The organism is Caballeronia sp. LZ034LL (genome assembly GCF_031451215.1).
In the GTDB taxonomy this organism is placed as follows: domain Bacteria; phylum Pseudomonadota; class Gammaproteobacteria; order Burkholderiales; family Burkholderiaceae; genus Caballeronia.
On the sequence record NZ_JARUXR010000001.1, the window covers coordinates 1,973,329 to 1,988,845 of the forward strand.

Annotated in this window: 12 protein-coding genes; 4 read left to right on the forward strand and 8 right to left on the reverse strand. The window is 67.3% G+C overall.

Translation table 11 applies throughout. The features are described 5' to 3' along the window. Positions 1-7: 7 nt before the first annotated feature. The 3 genes from QCE83_RS09070 to sugE form a co-directional block, all read right to left on the reverse strand. The gene (locus QCE83_RS09070; protein ID WP_404984374.1) at positions 8-2,611 is read right to left on the reverse strand and encodes an ABC transporter permease; all 2,604 of its coding nucleotides are present in this window, start codon (positions 2,609-2,611) and stop codon (positions 8-10) included. Next, on the reverse strand, positions 2,608-3,237 hold the full coding sequence (locus QCE83_RS09075; RefSeq protein ID WP_309808911.1) for a DUF4126 domain-containing protein: 630 nt from the start codon (positions 3,235-3,237) through the stop codon (positions 2,608-2,610). The genes QCE83_RS09070 and QCE83_RS09075 overlap by 4 nt, the downstream gene beginning before the upstream one ends. Before the next feature lie 291 nt (positions 3,238-3,528). Next, a complete protein-coding gene (gene sugE, locus QCE83_RS09080) occupies positions 3,529-3,849 on the reverse strand; it encodes a quaternary ammonium compound efflux SMR transporter SugE (protein ID WP_309808913.1) in 321 nt (106 codons plus the stop codon). 277 nt (positions 3,850-4,126) lie between these two features. Between sugE and QCE83_RS09085 the strand changes: the two genes are divergently transcribed. Together QCE83_RS09085 and cydB are read left to right on the forward strand one after the other, a co-directional pair. After that, positions 4,127-5,584, forward strand: a complete 1,458-nt coding sequence (locus QCE83_RS09085; RefSeq protein ID WP_309808916.1) for a cytochrome ubiquinol oxidase subunit I — start codon at positions 4,127-4,129, stop codon at positions 5,582-5,584. A gap of 52 nt (positions 5,585-5,636) precedes the next feature. Continuing rightward, a complete protein-coding gene (cydB, locus tag QCE83_RS09090; protein ID WP_309808919.1) occupies positions 5,637-6,644 on the forward strand; it encodes a cytochrome d ubiquinol oxidase subunit II in 1,008 nt (335 codons plus the stop codon). Here the strand turns inward: cydB and QCE83_RS09095 are convergent, their stop codons facing one another. The 3 genes from QCE83_RS09095 to QCE83_RS09105 form a co-directional block, all read right to left on the reverse strand. Next, entirely contained in the window at positions 6,645-7,124 is a 480-nt protein-coding gene (locus tag QCE83_RS09095) for a hypothetical protein (protein ID WP_309808921.1), read from the reverse strand. Between the two features lie 39 nt (positions 7,125-7,163). Continuing rightward, complete coding sequence (locus QCE83_RS09100; RefSeq protein ID WP_309811586.1) at positions 7,164-7,703, reverse strand: peroxiredoxin; 540 nt, start codon at positions 7,701-7,703, stop codon at positions 7,164-7,166. A 93-nt stretch (positions 7,704-7,796) separates the two neighbouring features. Beyond that, entirely contained in the window at positions 7,797-9,095 is a 1,299-nt protein-coding gene (locus QCE83_RS09105) for an EAL domain-containing protein (RefSeq protein WP_309808923.1), read from the reverse strand. Between the two features lie 456 nt (positions 9,096-9,551). Here QCE83_RS09105 and QCE83_RS09110 point away from each other — a divergent pair, with 456 nt between their 5' ends. Next, on the forward strand, positions 9,552-11,456 hold the full coding sequence (locus QCE83_RS09110; RefSeq protein ID WP_309808925.1) for an EAL domain-containing protein: 1,905 nt from the start codon (positions 9,552-9,554) through the stop codon (positions 11,454-11,456). Between the two features lie 145 nt (positions 11,457-11,601). Further along, on the forward strand, positions 11,602-13,074 hold the full coding sequence (locus QCE83_RS09115) for an HDOD domain-containing protein (protein WP_309808928.1): 1,473 nt from the start codon (positions 11,602-11,604) through the stop codon (positions 13,072-13,074). Between the two features lie 27 nt (positions 13,075-13,101). Here QCE83_RS09115 and QCE83_RS09120 read toward each other — a convergent pair whose 3' ends face one another. Together QCE83_RS09120 and QCE83_RS09125 are read right to left on the reverse strand one after the other, a co-directional pair. Then, positions 13,102-13,545, reverse strand: coding sequence for a hypothetical protein (locus QCE83_RS09120; protein ID WP_309808930.1), 444 nt, complete (start codon positions 13,543-13,545; stop codon positions 13,102-13,104). Positions 13,546-13,714: 169 nt separating this feature from the next. After that, positions 13,715-15,367: a methyl-accepting chemotaxis protein gene (locus tag QCE83_RS09125; RefSeq protein WP_309808932.1), complete on the reverse strand. Its 1,653-nt coding sequence runs from the start codon at positions 15,365-15,367 to the stop codon at positions 13,715-13,717. Between the last annotated feature and the right edge of the window lie 150 nt (positions 15,368-15,517).

The following is a 15,517-nucleotide window of genomic DNA, read 5'->3' on the forward strand; positions in this document are numbered from 1 at the left end:
TGAAACACTAGGCATCGCGCAGCGACTGCAACGCGGGACGCGCGAGCACGCGGCGCAGGCTCAGCCAGCCGCTCAGACCCGCGCAGGCGACGCCCGCGACCACGCCCGCCGGCACGAGCCACGGATTGAAATCGATATGGAATTCGAACACGCGCGCGGCCAGCACATAGCCGATGCCCTGCGCGCCGAGCGCCGCCATCAGGCCCGACAACGCGCCCACCGCGACGAACTCCGCAATCTGCACCGCGCGCACCTGCCGGTGCGACGCGCCGAGCGCGCGCAGCAGCGCCGACTCGCGCACGCGTTCGTCGCGCGTGCCGGCGAGCGCCGCATACAGCACGAGCACGCCGGCCGCAAGCGTGAAGATGAACAGGAACTGCACCGCGCCGATCACCTGCGCGAGCGTGCGATGAATCTGCGCGAGGATCGGCGCGACGTCGATGGCCGTGACGTTCGGATAGCGCGCGACCAGCCCGTCGATCATCCGTTGTCCGCTCTCGGGCAGATGAAAGCTCGTGATGAAGGTGGCGGGCAGATCGGCGAGCGCTTCGGGCGGCATCAGCACGAAGAAGTTCACCTTGAACGAATTCCAGTCGACCTTGCGCAAGCTCGTCACCGGCGCTTCCACCGGCAGCCCGGCGACGTCGAAACGCAGCATGTCGCCCTCTTTCACGCGGATCGTCTTCGCGATGCCCTCTTCGATCGACACTTGCGGCTTCGCGTCCGTGCCGAACCACGTGCCCTGCGTCACGCGGTTGTCGTCGGGCAGCTGGGTGGTGTAGGACAGGTTGAATTCGCGATCGACGAGGCGCTTCGCATCGGCCTTGTCGTAGTTGTCGGGATTCACCGGCTTGCCGTTGATCGACACGAGCCGCGCGCGCACCATCGGCGACAGCACGGCGGCCGGCTGACCGTGCGTGTGTAAATAGTCCAGCACGCCGGCGCGCTGGTCCGGCTGGATATCGATGAGGAACTGGTTGGGCGCGTCGGGCGGCGTGGCATCGCGCCAGCCCTTGATCAGATCGTTGCGCGTCATGCCGATCAGCAGCAGGCACATCAGCCCGATGCCGAGCGCGGTGATCTGCAGCGCGCTCGAGCCGCTGCGCCGTTCCAGCGACGCCAGCGCATAGCGCCAGCCCACGCCCGCCCGGCTGCGCTCGCGCCGCACGAAGCGCGCCGCCGCCCAGAGCGCCGCGCGCGCGATCGCGCCGAACACGAGCAAGCCGGCCGCAAAACCGCCCGCGACGATGCCGCCGAGCTTCCACTCGCCCGCCGCGACGATCAGCAGCGCCGCGAACAACAGCACGCCGACGCCATAGGCCGCATGCGCGACCCGTTGCGCATCGCCGAGTTCGCGGCGGATCACGTGGACCGGCGGCACGCGCGTGATCGGCAGCAGCGGCGGCAGCGCGAAGCCGAGCAGCAGCACGAGACCCATCGCGATGCCTTGCAGTGCGGGCCATGCGCTGGCCTGCGGCAATTCGACATCGACCAGCGAGCCCAGCCAGTTCAGCAGCACGAGATGCCCGCCGAAACCGAGCACGACGCCCGTCACGCTGCCGATCACGCCGATCGCGAGGAATTCGTTCAGGAACAGCAAACGCAGCGTGCGCTGGCTGACGCCGAGGCAGCGCATCGCGGCGCAGCCGTCGAGATGGCGGCGCGCGAAACGATGCGCGGCCATGGCGATGGCGACCGCCGCGAGCAGCGCGGTCAGCAGCGACACGAGCGTGAGGAAGTGGCTCGCGCGGTCGATCGTCTGGCGCACCTGCGGCTGGCCGTCCGACAGCGATTCCAGACCGACGCCGCGCAGCTTGCCGCCGTCCACCTGATCGCGCGCAAACTTCGCGAACTGTTCCACCCGATCGTCCGGCCCCGCCACCAGCAGGCGATACGTGACCCGGCTGCCATAGCCGTTCAGGCCAGTGCCCGCGATCTCGTCGGCACGCATCATCAGGCGCGGCGAGAAGTTCACGAACGAGAAACCGCGATCCAGCTCACGCGTGATGACGCCCGCCACCGTGAAGGTGCGTGTGCCGACCTTGAGCGTCCCGCCGACCTTCGTCTTGAGAGCATCGAGCAGCGCGGGATCGGCCCAGACCGTGCCCAGCGCGGGGATGCCGTGGGCGGGGGCGTCGGGCGCATCGACGGCGGGCGCGATGCGCAGCGCCCCGCGCAACGGATAGCCGTCGGTCACGCCCTTGATCGCCGCGAGCCGCGAGGCAGGCTGCGCCGCGGTCGAGCTGATCATGCTCGGGAAAATCGTGGTGCCCGCCGTCTCCAGTCCGAGCGACTTCGCTTCACTGGCAAACTTCGCATCGACGGGATGATCGGCGCGCACGACGAAATCGGCGGCGATCATCTGGCGGCCGTCGCGGGCCAGCCCCTGACGCATGCGATCGGCCAGAAAGCCGACGCTCGACAGCGCGGCCACCGCCAGCACCAGCGCGAGCAGCAGCATGGTCAGCTCGCCCGCGCGCCAGTCGCGTGCGGTCATGCGCCACGCCTGGCGCATCAGCGGCACGAGGCCGAGCCGCACGGGCGCGTGGGCCGCGCCGGCCTTGGGTGTGACGTGGGAAGCGTTGGAACCGGGTTTCGCTGCGGTGCTCAATCGTGCTTGCTCCGCAGCCGGTCGATGCGCGCATAGGTGCCGGGCAGCATGTGCTTGGCCATGCGCGACACGCCGCCGTGCACGCCGCGCGCGAGACGCGGCAAGGCCCAGCCCGCGAGCACGAGGAACACCAGCACAAGGATGAGGAACAGCAGCGGCACGAACAGCGCGAGCGTGATGCCCGCGAGCGCGCCGACATCCTCGGTGGTCGAGGCCGCCCAGTTCGACACCGGTTCCGGCGAAAGATTGATGAGCGCGCGCGTGCCCGCCTTGGCGAAATGCGATGCGCCGGCGAGCGTGCCGCCCGCGAGCGCCGCGATGGTCAGCATGGCGGGATCGGCGTGGCCGAGCGCGCCGGCCGCGAGCACCGCGCCCGCAGGGATACGAATGAAGATGTGGACCGCGTCCCACAGGGAATCGACGGCGGGGATCTTGTCGGCGAGGAATTCGACGACGGTGAGCACCGCGGCGACGCCGATCACCCACGGAGAACTGAGAATGGCGAGGGAATCCGGCAGGTGGACGAGGCCCATGCGCTGGAACATCCCGGCGATGAAGACCGTCAGGTACAGGCGCAGCCCGCTCGCCCATGACAGGCCCGCCGCGAGCGAAAGTGACTCAAGCATTGCCGCCTCCCTTGATGCTGCCTGCCGAGGTTCGCCGCTGGCGGGCGATTGACCGGCTGAAAATTGCGGTCATTCCGGGATGATGAAAAAAACGCCGCCTGCCGGATTAAAGCCGTGCGGCCCGATCATGCGATGGCGCAATGGCGCATCGGGCGGCGCACAGAAGACAGGAATCGGACGAAAACCGGTTGACCTCAGACCATTATATCCACGCAAAACCACGCGGTGCAGCAACAACCCAAGCGATCGGCGTTCCCGGTGCGCCAGCGTACGGCCGCGCCGGCCGTACTTTCAATGCCCTGACGAGAGCTTGAGGCCGATCAGCCCCGCGACGATCAGCACGGCGCTCAGCACGCGCGCCGCCGTGAGCGCCTCGCCCATGAACACGATGCCGAACACGAAAGCGCCGACCGCGCCGATCCCCGTCCAGACCGCGTAGGCCGTGCCGAGGGGAAGTTGCCGCATGGCCATCGCGAGCAGCACGAAGCTGCCGGTGGCGGTGACGAGGGTAAAGACGGACGGCCACAGCCGGGTGAAGCCTTCGGAGGTTTTGAGGCCGGCGGCCCAGGCAACTTCGAGCAGGCCGGCGATGAACAGCAGAATCCAGGACATGGGGTGACTCCCTTGAAAGCGGGGCCGTCCCCGATGGACACGATGCGCAGGCGGTCGTCCGCCGGGCCTTGAAACGAAGACCGGATTTTACCAAAGTGGTGCTTGAAGCTGGTCCATGAGGTGCCGACGCCCCGGATCGGCCGTCCGGTTGACGCCGCGCCCGACCTCCGTCATCAAAAGCGTGTATTAATCACGGAAGCCAGGAACAACCTGCCGGCGCCGGCGCGCGGCGTCGGGTCGCGCCACCCGTCTCAGGAATGCCTCAAAAGGAGCGTTCATGCATGTCGATTCGGTCCTGCTGTCCCGTTTCCAGTTCGCCTGGGTCGTCGCGTTCCACATTCTGCTGCCGGCTTTCACGGTCGGCCTGTCCTGCTTCATCGCCACGCTCGAATTCAACTGGTGGGTGACGAAGCGCGACGTCTACCGCCGCCTGTCGGCGTTCTGGCTCAAGATCTTCGCGGTGTCGTTCGGGATGGGCGTGGTGTCGGGCCTCGTCATGCCGTTCCAGTTCGGCACCAACTGGAGCCGCTTCTCCGATGCCACCGCCAACGTCGTCGGCCCGCTGATGGGCTACGAGGTGCTGACGGCGTTTTTCCTCGAATCGGCGTTTCTCGGCGTCCTGCTGTTCGGCCGCAAGCTGGTGCCGCAATGGGCGCACGTCATGTCGGCGGTGTTCGTCGCGGCCGGCACGGTGATCTCGTCGTTCTGGATTCTCGCCGTGAACAGCTGGATGCAGACGCCGCAAGGCCATCGCATCACGCCCGACGGCCGGTTCGAGGTGGTCAGCTTCTTCGACGTCATCTTCTCGCCCTCGTTTCCGTACCGGCTGAGCCATACCGTGAGCGCGTTCCTCGTGACGACCGGCTTCGTGATTCTCGGCGTCGGCGCGATGTACCTGCGGCAGCGGCGCGCGCTCGAGGAAAGCCGCGTGATGGTGAAGATGTCGCTGATCTTCCTGATCATCATGGTGCCGATCCAGATGGTGCTCGGCGACTCGCACGGCCTCAACACGCTGAAGCACCAGCCCGCCAAGCTCGCCGCGATGGAAGGCCTGTGGGAATCCGGCACGCGCATCCCGGCCAATATCTTCTCGATTCCCGATCAGGACGAGGAACGCAATCACTTCGAGATCTCGATTCCGGTCCTGGGCAGCCTCTATCTGACGCACGATCCGAACGGCTATGTGCGCGGCCTGAAGGATTTCCCGCGCGAGGACCGGCCGCCCGTCGCGGTGGTGTTCTTCGCGTTCCACATCATGGTGGGCATCGCGCTGCTGATGTTCGCGCTCGTGCTGTGGGGCATCGTGCTGTTCGCGCGCGGCAAGGTGGAGACGAGCACGCGCTGGCTGCGCTGCGCGACCTGGTCGATGCCGGCGGGCTTCATCGCGGTGATCGCCGGCTGGACGACCACCGAAGCGGGCCGCCAGCCGTGGACCGTGTACGGCCTGCTGCGCACCAAGGATTCGGTGACGCCGTCCCTGACCGCCGCCGATGTCGGCCTCTCGTGGCTGCTCTATGTGCTCGCCTACCTCGTGATCTTCGGCGCGGGCTTCTTCCTGCTGCGCCGGCTGGTGCGGGTCGGACCGGCGGAAGTCGCGCATGCGCACGAGAAGGACGAGCTCGATACGAAGACGCGCGCCGCACGGCCGCTTTCGGCGGTATCGGCGGGTGCGGGCAGCGCGGCGCGTCCGGTGAGCGGCGACGACATCGTCCCGCCGGGCCGCGGGCGCTCCTGAGCGCCGCCGGACGCACCCGATCGCACTGACAAGAACCGAACCGGAGAACCCGATGCTCGATCTCGTGCCCCTGTGGGCCGCCATTCTCGCGCTGGCGGTATTCATGTACGTGCTGCTCGACGGCTTCGATCTGGGCGTCGGCATCATGTTCCTGCTGCGCCGCGACGGCGAGTCGCGCAACCTGATGATCAACTCCGTCGCGCCGGTCTGGGACTTCAACGAAACCTGGCTGATCCTCGGCGGCGGCGGACTGTTCGCGGTGTTTCCGCTGGCTTTCGCGATCATCGTACCGGCCGTCTATTTCCCCATTCTGTTCATGCTGCTCGGCCTGATCTTCCGCGGCGTCGCGTTCGAGTTCCGCGAGGTGATCGGCGCACGCAAGCGGCTGTGGGACGGCGCATTCGGCGTCGGTTCGCTGGTCGCCACGTTCTCGCAAGGCATCGTGCTCGGCATGTTCATCCAGGGCTTTCCGATCGAAGGCCGCGTCTACGCCGGCACCAGCTGGAACTGGGTCGCGCCGTTTCCGCTCCTGACCGGCGTCGGCATGATCTTCGGCTACGCGCTGCAAGGCACGACCTGGCTCGTGCTCAAGACCGAGGGGGAATTGCAGGAGTGGGGACGGCGCATGGCGCGTTACGCGCTCATCGGCGTGATTGCGTTCATCCTGCTCATCAGCCTGTGGACGCCGCTCAAGGACGCGCGCATCGCGGCGCGCTGGTTCGGCTTTCCGGACAGTCTCGTGTTCGCGCCGGTGCCGGTGCTGACCGTGCTGCTCGCGTGGACGCTGTGGACCAGTCTCGCGAAGGGCCGCGAAGTCACGCCGTTCCTGTGCTCGATGGGGCTGTTCTTTCTCGCCTTCACCGGCCTCGTAATCAGCCTGTGGCCGTTCATCGCGCCGCCGTCGGTGACGTTATGGGATGCCTCGACGGCGCCGCTCTCGCAGCAATTCCTGCTGATCGGCACGATGTTCCTGCTGCCGGTGCTGATCATCTACGTGGTCTGGTCCTACTGGGTGTTTCGCGGCAAGGTGCGTGGCGACATGGGCTACCACGCCGAATGATCAGAGCTTCTGCTGGGTCGCCAGCGTAAGCAGCCGCGCCCACTGGTGCGCCTGCGCGCGATCGCGCATCGGCAAGGTCCACTCACCGTGCTGCGCGTCGCGCACGTCGAGCGCGACCTGCCATGCGCCGCCGCCCGCCGGCTCCAGCATGCGCGCGCCGCGCAGGTCCGCGAAGATGTAGCTGCCGTGCGCCTCGCCCACGCGCACGTCGCACAGGCGCTTGCCCGCCGCCAGCCGCACGCCGCCCCACTCGGCCTTGAGTTCGTGGGTCCAGTCGCCGTGCTCGCCGCGGCTCAGGTTTGGCGCGATCTCCCGACGGCTCGCGAGCCAGCGCATCACCCCGGCCGCGATGAGCGCCAGCACGACCACCGCCGCGCCTATCGCCGCGCCGAGGCCGAAGTGGGCGTGAATGGCATCGAATGACCAGATCGCGCCGTAGATCAGCAGGCCGATAACGATCAGTCCGACAACGATAGGCATGGCGCCTCCAGCGCGTTCAGATCAGACAACCGCAGTGCTTCACTGCGCCTTGTGCTTCGCGTTCCAGTCGCGCAGCGCCTGCAGCGTGTTGCTGACGTGCTGGTCCGGCGACAGGCTCGTGTACTCGTAGATGACCTTGCCGTCCGGCGCGATCACGTACGAGACGCGATTGGCCATCGTGCTCTTCATGGGCATCGAGGCGTCGTACGAGCGGATGATCTTCGAATCGGCGTCGGCGGCCACCGGAAACTTGCTGCGGCATTCGCTGACGGAGAACTGCTTGAGCGTGTCGATGTTGTCGTGCGACACGCCGATGACCGTCGCGCCTTCCGCCTTGTATTGATCGACTGCCTCGGCGAACTCGTGCGCCTCGATCGTGCAGCCCTTGGTGAACGCGGCCGGATAGAAGTACAGCACCACCGGCCCTTTCTTCAGCGCGTCGGCGAGCGAGTAGTCGTACACGTTGCCGCCGAGCGAGGCCTGCGCGGTGAAGTTGGGCGCGGCATCGCCGGGCTTGAGCGTCGCGGACGCGGTGAGCGGCTGGAGCACGGCTGCGCAGGCGATGGCCGCCGCCCACATGCGGGCGCTGCGCGCCGTCCGGTTGAGAGACTTGCTGTTCATGCGCGCTCCTTGCGGTGAATGTCGATGAAATGGGTGCGCCGCGCGCGCCCGTCACGCGTTGCCGGTGTCCTCGTCCAGGCGATGCTCGGCGAACCACGCCGCCGCCTCCACTTGCAGCTTCGCCAGCATGGCAGGCGTGAGCGCGTTGAGGCCGGGTTGCGCCAGGCGGCTCGCGTCGATGGCGGGCGCATCGCCCCGCTCCGACGCCCGCGCGACGCCCAGCAGCGTGCCGAGCGGACCTACGCCCGAGAGGATCGCGGTGCGGATTTCGGCCGCCAGATGGAGCTTATCGAGAATCTCCGCCGGCTGCATGTCGAGCACGACGTGCACCAGCGAAAAGATGCCGGTCATGTAGGCGGCGTCGGCGAGCGCTTCGTCGCCGGGACGCAGCACGCCGGCCGCGAGTTCCAGGAAGCGCGCGCGGGTGCCGACGAGTTGCAGCAGCGGGTCCGAGCGCCACGGCAGGCCGCTGCCGTCCGCATAGAGCAGCAACTGCGCCCAGCGCATCAGCTGGCGGGTGCCGACCGCCGCGATCGCCTCGCGCAGCGATGACACGCGCCGCCCGCGCGTCTGCGCGCTCGAATTGGCGAGGCGCATCAGCTGCACGACGATATCCGGGTTGCGCTTGAGTTCGGTTTCGAGTTCGCGCATGCCGGGTTCGCCGGCGAGCACGGTCATCAGCCGCAGCAGCGCGCCGCGCGCCGGGCTGGCGCGCCGCGCCGACAGCACCTGCGGCCGCGCGAAGAAATATCCCTGGAACAGATCGAAGCCGAGCTTCCTGGCCTGCGAGAAGTCCTCGTGCGTCTCGACCTTCTCGGCCACCAGCTGCTTGCCCTGCAGTTTTACCGCCGCCGCCAGTTCCGGGAGATGCGCGCGATCGGCGGCGAGGAAATCGACCTTGACGATGTCGACCGAGGGCAGCGCCTCGAGCAACGGTTCGTCGAGCCGCACGACGTCGTCGAGCGCGAAGCGGAAGCCCGCCTTGCGCAGCTGTGCGCAGCGCTTGAACAGCACGTCGTCGAAGGTGATGTTTTCGAGCAGCTCCAGCACGAAGCGCTGCGGCTGCATGATGTGCACGATGTCGTCGAACAGCAGTTCGCGGCTCATGTTCACGTAGCCCGGATACGGACCGAGCACCGCCGGCACGCCGATCTCCCCCACCGTACGGGCCACCACGTGGGCGGTGGCCTGCACGTCGTCGTGGACGCGCGCGCGGTTGTCGGGACTGTCGCGGAACAGCAGTTCGTAGGCGACCAGCGCGCCGTCGCCATCGAGAATGGGCTGGCGGCCCACATAGACGCTCTGGCCCCGTCGCCCCAGTATCGAGCGCCTCAGGAACGAATCAGGCATGTCGGGAACCGCGCTTGAGCGTGCCGGAGCGCGAACGTTGCCGTTGGCGTGTGTGAAGGATGCGTGAAGGCCGGTCTGACGATCCGGGCTCGAGCCCGAACCGGCAGCGAAAGGAAGTCGATCATGAGGCGAACGGAAGCTGGGAATTCACAACGCGGCGATGGCTGGCCGTGGGCGGAGAAACCGTTTGCTGCTGAAACCGCGCCACTGTAACCGATAACGCGGACATACATAATATGAAACTCGATATCGACAATCGCTCGACAAGTCTTTAGGGCCAGCATGATTGTGGCGTTCCAGTGACTTGTTAAAGAAACCGCCCGCTTGAGCCGATAACTCGCCTGATAAAGCGTGCCGCGCCCGTTCCGGCACACCCCCGGCGGCAGGCGCGAGCCCGACGTGAGCGCGCCGTCCTTTGCCGGACACGCGCGCCGCCGCCCGAACCCCACTGGAATCATGCAAGCGAACCGGATCACCGCCTCCCGCCGCGCACCGTGGCGCATCGCGCTCGATGCGCTGTCACGCGCATGGGGAAGCGCCGCGCGCCAGCGCCAGGAACACGCCGCGCCGGCCGAAGCGCCGCTGGCCCCCGCGGCCGGAGACGTCGACGCACGTGCCGCGCTCCTTGCCACCGCATCAGCCACCGTAGAAGTGACCCACGCCACGCCCGTTTCACCGGCGCCCGAAGCCATGCTCGGCGCCGTCGATTTCCTCGCCCAGCTCGACGACGCGTTGCGCTTCCAACATGTGTCGGACGCGAGCATCGAGTTCATCGGTTATCACCGCGACTACCTGAGCATGCTGACCCTGCACGATCTCGTCGCCTCCGAGGAGGCCGACGAACTGCATGCGCTCGTCGCCCGGGCGCGCGCGAGCGGCCGGCTCGAGTCGGCGGTGCTGACGGTGGTCAAGTCGCTGACCTATCCGATCTGCGTCGAGCTGCGGCTCATCTCGACGGCCGGGCGCGGCACGCCGGGCTTCGCGCTGGCCGCCTTCGACGTGTCCCACTGGCGCGAACGCGAGGCCGAGCTCAACCATCGGCTGCATCACGATCCCTTGACCGGACTCGAGAACCTGACCGCGCTGAAGACCGCGATCGGCGCGGCGCAGGCCGAAGCCGAGGCCACGCGCACGCACGCGGGTCTCGTGCTGCTGGACATCGACGACTATCAGCGCATCAACCGCGCGCTCGGCTACGATGCCGGCGACGAACTCCTGCGCGAAACGGCGCGCCGCGTCCAGCACACGGCGAGCCATGGTGAACGCGTCGCGCGCGTGGCCGGCGACGAATTCGCCGTGCTGCTGCCGCCCGGCACCACGCCCGAACTCGCGGAAGCACTCGGGCGCCGTCTTCTTACCGCGATCGCGCAGCCGTACCGGCATCGCGGGCAGCATACGCACTTGTCGGCGAGCGTGGGCGTCGCGCTGTATCCGGACCAGACGGGCAAGAACGCGCGCAGCAACGTGCAGACGAGCCTGCTGCGCATGGCCGATCACGCGCTCGCCCAGGCCAAGGAAGCGGGCGGCAACGCGCTCGTGTTCCACACGCTCGACGACGATCCCGCCGACGCCGAACGCCTGAAGCTAGAAGCCGACTTGTACGAAGCCGTGCGCAACGGCGAGTTCTCGCTCTACTTCCAGCCGATCACGAAGATCCTGACCGGCGCGGTCGTGGGCGTGGAGGCGCTGATGCGCTGGAATCATCCGGTGCACGGACTGGTGCCGCCCTCGACCTTCATTCCGCTCGCGGAATCGATCGGCCTGATCAACTATCTGGGCAACTGGGTTCTGAAGGCCGCCTGTATGCAGATCGTGCAGTGGGATGCGATCGGCATCCGGCTCGACTATGTTTCCGTGAACGTGTCGCCGCAGCAGTTCCGCGACAAGCGCTTCACGGCGGCCGTGCAGGAAGCGCTGGCGCTCACCGGCATCGACGCCCGGCGCCTCGTGTTCGAAATCACCGAGAGCCTGCTGATGCACGATCCGGAAGAAGCGACCGGCCTGCTGGAAGCGCTGACCGCGGTCGGCATCCGCTTCGCCGTCGACGACTTCGGCACCGGCTATTCGAGCCTCGCCTATTTGCAGCGTTTTCCGCTTTCCAAGCTCAAGATCGACCGCAGCTTTGTCGAGAACATTGTTACCTCGCGCAACAACCGTGCGATCGTCGGCGCCGTGGTCGGGCTCGCGCAGTCGCTCGGGCTCGAACTGGTCGCCGAAGGGGTCGAGACGGAAGCGCAGCGCGATCTGCTGGCGGAGCTCGGATGCGATCATATCCAGGGCTGGCTGATCAGCCATGCGCTGCCGTCGGACGAGCTGGCGCGCTCTTTCCAGTCGAACTCGCTGGTGTTGTACGAGGCATGAAGCGCGCCCCTTTGTTCGCGTTCCGATTGAGGAACGCGCCGTAACTCCCTAATAACGTGTAAATTTCGTTATCGGGTGCAGGGATTGTAAGTGCTGGACCGCCTCGGGATAGCCGTCGCGTAACGCAGGGTTCTTATTTTTAGCAATGGCACGCACCAAGGCCGAACTATTGGACAAGTTGTGGTCGCGCATGAGCGAGCGCGGGGATTTCCCCATGCTCTCGCAGGCGCTGCGCTCGACCGTGTCCGCCATGAGCGATGACGACCTCGACTTCACGTCCCTCGTGCAAGTCGTGCTGTCGGACGTCGGCCTCACGCAGAAGGTGCTGCGCCTCGCCAATTCCGCGATGTACGTCGCGTTCGGCGGCAACATCACCACCGTCACGCGCGCGCTGATGGTCCTCGGCATGGACGCCGTCGGTCATCTCGTGGTGGGACTGAAGATCGTCGACCACTTTCATCAGAGCGCGCCGCGCCGCATCGACGCCAAGCTGGAACTCAACCGCACCCTCCTGTCCGGCGCGGTCGCGCGCCAGCTCACCGAACACAAGGATTTGCGCTCCGCCGAGGAAGCCGTGGTCTGCACGCTGATGCGGCAGATCGGCAAGCTGCTCGTCGCGTTCTACCTGGAACACGAATGGGATCAGCTGCGCCGCAAGGCCGCGTCGGAAAACATCCCGGACAGCGCGGCGTGCGCGGCTCTGCTGGGCGTGACCTTCGACGAAATCGGTCTCGAGGCCGCCGACCGCTGGCGCCTGCCGGAGACCATCCGCGAAGGCATGCGCGCCACCGACCCGAACGCGCCCGTCGATGAAACCGTGCCGAAGCACGTACGCTGGCTGCGCGCCATCTCGAACTATTCCACCGAAGTCGCCGACGCCCTCACCGCGCAGAACGTGGCGTCGGAAGGGCGCGAGTCGGTGGTCTTCGACATCTCCAGCCGCTACGCCGGCGCGCTCAACACCGACGCCGAACTCCTCACCTCGATGAGCCTCGCGCTCGCCAGCGAGGAAGCCAGCGACGGCGTGATCCGCGAGATCTCCGAACTGCAGGCCAACGCCGACGCCATGGCGCGCGCGAAGATTTCAGCGGAGGCGCGCATCGGCGCGAGCATCGAGGACTTGCGCGCGCTGCCCACCCGGAATGCGCTGGGGCCGGCGCTCGCGCTGGTCTCCGAATCGATCATGGCGAGCCTGCATCTGTCGCGCACCGTGGTCTTCGTGCGCCAGGCCAACAACGAATTCCATGCGCGGCTCGGACTCGGCAGCGGCGTCGAGCCGATGTTGCCGGCACTGCGCTTTTCCGCCGACTTCCGGCCCGACGTGTTCCATCTCGCCATCAGCAATCCGGTGGGCATCTTCATCGAGAACGCGCACGACGCCCGCATCGACGCCCGCCTGCCGCGCTGGTACAAGGACACGCTCGGCGAGGCGCAGGCGTTCGTGCTGCTGCCGGTGAAATCGAACGACTCCACCATCGCGCTCATCTATGGCGACTGGACGCATCCGCAGCACGTGCGCAAGATCTCGCCGCCCGAAATGAGCGCGCTGAACGGCCTCACGAAGGAACTGAGCCGCTTCTTTCTCGGCGCCAACTGGAAGGAAGTCGAGCTGATCTGAAGCGGCTTCTCTCTCTCCGGACGCGCCTTATTCCCGTTTCAGGATCGCCACGGCCTGCTCGCCGTATCGCACGACATAGCCGCCGTGGGCGCGCTGCCACTCGAGCGCTTCCGCCTCGTTCGCAAACCAGTTCTTCTCGAAGTCATTGAACGCACCGGCGTCGAGCCGGTAGCGGTCGATGACCGCATCCGGCTGCATGTCGATCGCGGCCTTGCAGGCGTCCCAGTTGGCGTAGCCCAGTTCGGCGGCGATTAGCGCAAGCAGGTGTTTCAGTTGCAGGTTCGCGCGCCGCGCGTGGAGGTGAGCGAGGCCGCCGGCCGGCAGGATGCGCGCCGCGAGCAGGCGGCGCAGCACCGGCATCGACGCGCTCGTGTCGCCGTCGCGGGCGAGGCGCAGCAGGCGTCGCGCGTGTTCGCGCAGGTAGTTGCCAGGGGAAACGGGGGCAGCGATGGGACAGGATGTAGACCACATGACGTTGTTCCTTTATGGCGCCGTTCTCGCTGCGGCTGAAAAGGTTCGACGTTGCGGTTCGATCCAGGGTGACGGTACGTCGTGGTCAGGTGCGTAGGACTTTCGCGAGAACGGGCGCCCTGCCGCGCCCGTCCGCGATTCTATCCTGCTTTGTGTTCCAGCGGCCGTTTCAGGCGAGCTGGAATTTGCCGACCAGCGCCTTGAGCGCGCGCGCCTGGTCGTCGAGCGATTGCGCGGCGGCCGCTGCCTGTTCCACCAGCGCCGCGTTCTGCTGGGTGCCGGCGTCCATCTTCGAGACCGCGTCGCCGATCGACTCGATGCCGGTCTTCTGCTCGGCCGACGCCGCCGAAATCTCGCCCATGATGTCGGTGACGCGGCGCACCGCGCGCACGACTTCCTCCATCGTCGTGCCGGCTTGCTGTGCGTAGGTGGAGCCGTCGGACACGCGCGACACCGACGTGTCGATCAAGCCCTTGATCTCCTTCGCCGCCGACGACGAACGCTGCGCCAGGCTGCGCACCTCGCCCGCGACGACCGCGAAGCCGCGGCCCTGTTCGCCCGCGCGCGCCGCCTCGACGGCGGCGTTCAGCGCGAGGATGTTTGTCTGGAACGCGATGCCCTCGATCACGCCGATGATGTCGCCGATGCTCTTCGCGCTCGCATCGATCCGCTGCATCGTCTCGACGACACGGTTGACCACCGCGCCGCCCTTCTCCGCGATCTCCGACGCGCTCTGCGCCAGCGTGCTCGCCTGCATGGCGTTGTCGGCGTTCTGACGCACGGTCGAGGTGAGCTGCTCCATGCTGGTTGCGGTCTTTTCCAGCGCGACCGCCTGTTCTTCCGTGCGGCGCGACAGATCCACGTTGCCGGTCGAGATTTCGCTCGATGCCGAGGCTATCGCCTCCGCGCTCGCCGCGATGTCGCCGACGGTCGCCGAGAGGCCGGCCCGCATGTCGGCGAGCGCGTGCAGCATGCTGTCGTCGTCGCGGCGCTTGAGCTTGATTTCGTGGGCCAGGTCGCCCGCCGCGATGCGCCGCGCGATGTCCTTCGCGTAACCGGGTTCGCCGCCGAGCTGTCCGGCGAGCCGCCGCACGACCCATTCGGAGACGCAGATCGCGAGCGCGCACAGCGCGAGCGTCAGCACGGACACCATCACGAACGACGAATGGAAGATGAACGCGGCGGCATCGATGGTGGCGCGCGCGGCGGCGCCCCGGCGCGCGACGAGCTCGTCGACGCGCTTTTCGAGCTTGCCGGTCTCGACCAGCAGCGACACGTCCTGCGTGCCGACCTGCCAGTTCATCTGCGACAGATCGAGCGGCTGTTCCTTCACGAGCTTGACGAAGGTCCGCAGGTTGTTGCTCCAGGTGCCGACCGCGCCGGCGAAGGCCTTCTGCTGCGCGAGTGCGTCGTGGTCGGCGTGATCGACGTACTGCGCCAGTTGCGCCTGTTCCCGGCCGATGCCCGCGAGCGCCTGCTCGATTTCCGCGCCGAGGTCGTCGCGTTCCTTCGCGGTGCTGGCAGTGAGCAGCATCTTTTGCGAGCGGCTCGCGCGCAGCAGATAGCCGCGCGTTTCCTCGGCGGCGCGGCTCGCGACATAGCCCTGCGTGTAGATGGATTCGGTCGAGCCGTTGAGGCGGCTGATCTGCGTCAGCGCCAGGGCGCCGATGACGAGCGTGCCCGCGAGGACCACGCCGAACGCCAGCCTGAGCGACGCCTTGACGGACAATCCGCGTGGCCGGGCCGTGGCTGTGGAGGATGCGCGCTGGGCGCCCGCCGGAAAGCCCGCGGCCTGTGCGCCGCGTAGCGAAAACAGTTTCATCGATCGAATCCCCGCTGATGGTCTGCGGACGGTGCCGTCGTGTGGCGCGTCCGGTTCTGGTCCCGCCGGTAGTACGGCAGTTGGCCGGCTTTCTTGAGCCGCGCTTCTACGGATAGCGAACAGGCGTTCGCTGCCGCTTTATACGGTTAT

What these genes read in the sequence shown, in the direction of transcription:
- QCE83_RS09120 (WP_309808930.1), bottom strand. Translation starts at nt 13,545, where the DNA reads ATGTGGTCTACATCCTGTCCCATCGCTGCCCCCGTTTCCCCTGGCAAC.
- QCE83_RS09100 (WP_309811586.1), bottom strand. Translation starts at nt 7,703, where the DNA reads ATGTGGGCGGCGGCCATCGCCTGCGCAGCCGTGCTCCAGCCGCTCACC.
- QCE83_RS09125 (WP_309808932.1), bottom strand. Translation starts at nt 15,367, where the DNA reads ATGAAACTGTTTTCGCTACGCGGCGCACAGGCCGCGGGCTTTCCGGCG.
- QCE83_RS09095 (WP_309808921.1), bottom strand. Translation starts at nt 7,124, where the DNA reads ATGCCTATCGTTGTCGGACTGATCGTTATCGGCCTGCTGATCTACGGC.
- QCE83_RS09085 (WP_309808916.1), top strand. Translation starts at nt 4,127, where the DNA reads ATGCATGTCGATTCGGTCCTGCTGTCCCGTTTCCAGTTCGCCTGGGTC.
- QCE83_RS09110 (WP_309808925.1), top strand. Translation starts at nt 9,552, where the DNA reads ATGCAAGCGAACCGGATCACCGCCTCCCGCCGCGCACCGTGGCGCATC.
- QCE83_RS09075 (WP_309808911.1), bottom strand. Translation starts at nt 3,237, where the DNA reads ATGCTTGAGTCACTTTCGCTCGCGGCGGGCCTGTCATGGGCGAGCGGG.
- cydB (WP_309808919.1), top strand. Translation starts at nt 5,637, where the DNA reads ATGCTCGATCTCGTGCCCCTGTGGGCCGCCATTCTCGCGCTGGCGGTA.
- QCE83_RS09105 (WP_309808923.1), bottom strand. Translation starts at nt 9,095, where the DNA reads ATGCCTGATTCGTTCCTGAGGCGCTCGATACTGGGGCGACGGGGCCAG.
- sugE (WP_309808913.1), bottom strand. Translation starts at nt 3,849, where the DNA reads ATGTCCTGGATTCTGCTGTTCATCGCCGGCCTGCTCGAAGTTGCCTGG.
- QCE83_RS09115 (WP_309808928.1), top strand. Translation starts at nt 11,602, where the DNA reads ATGGCACGCACCAAGGCCGAACTATTGGACAAGTTGTGGTCGCGCATG.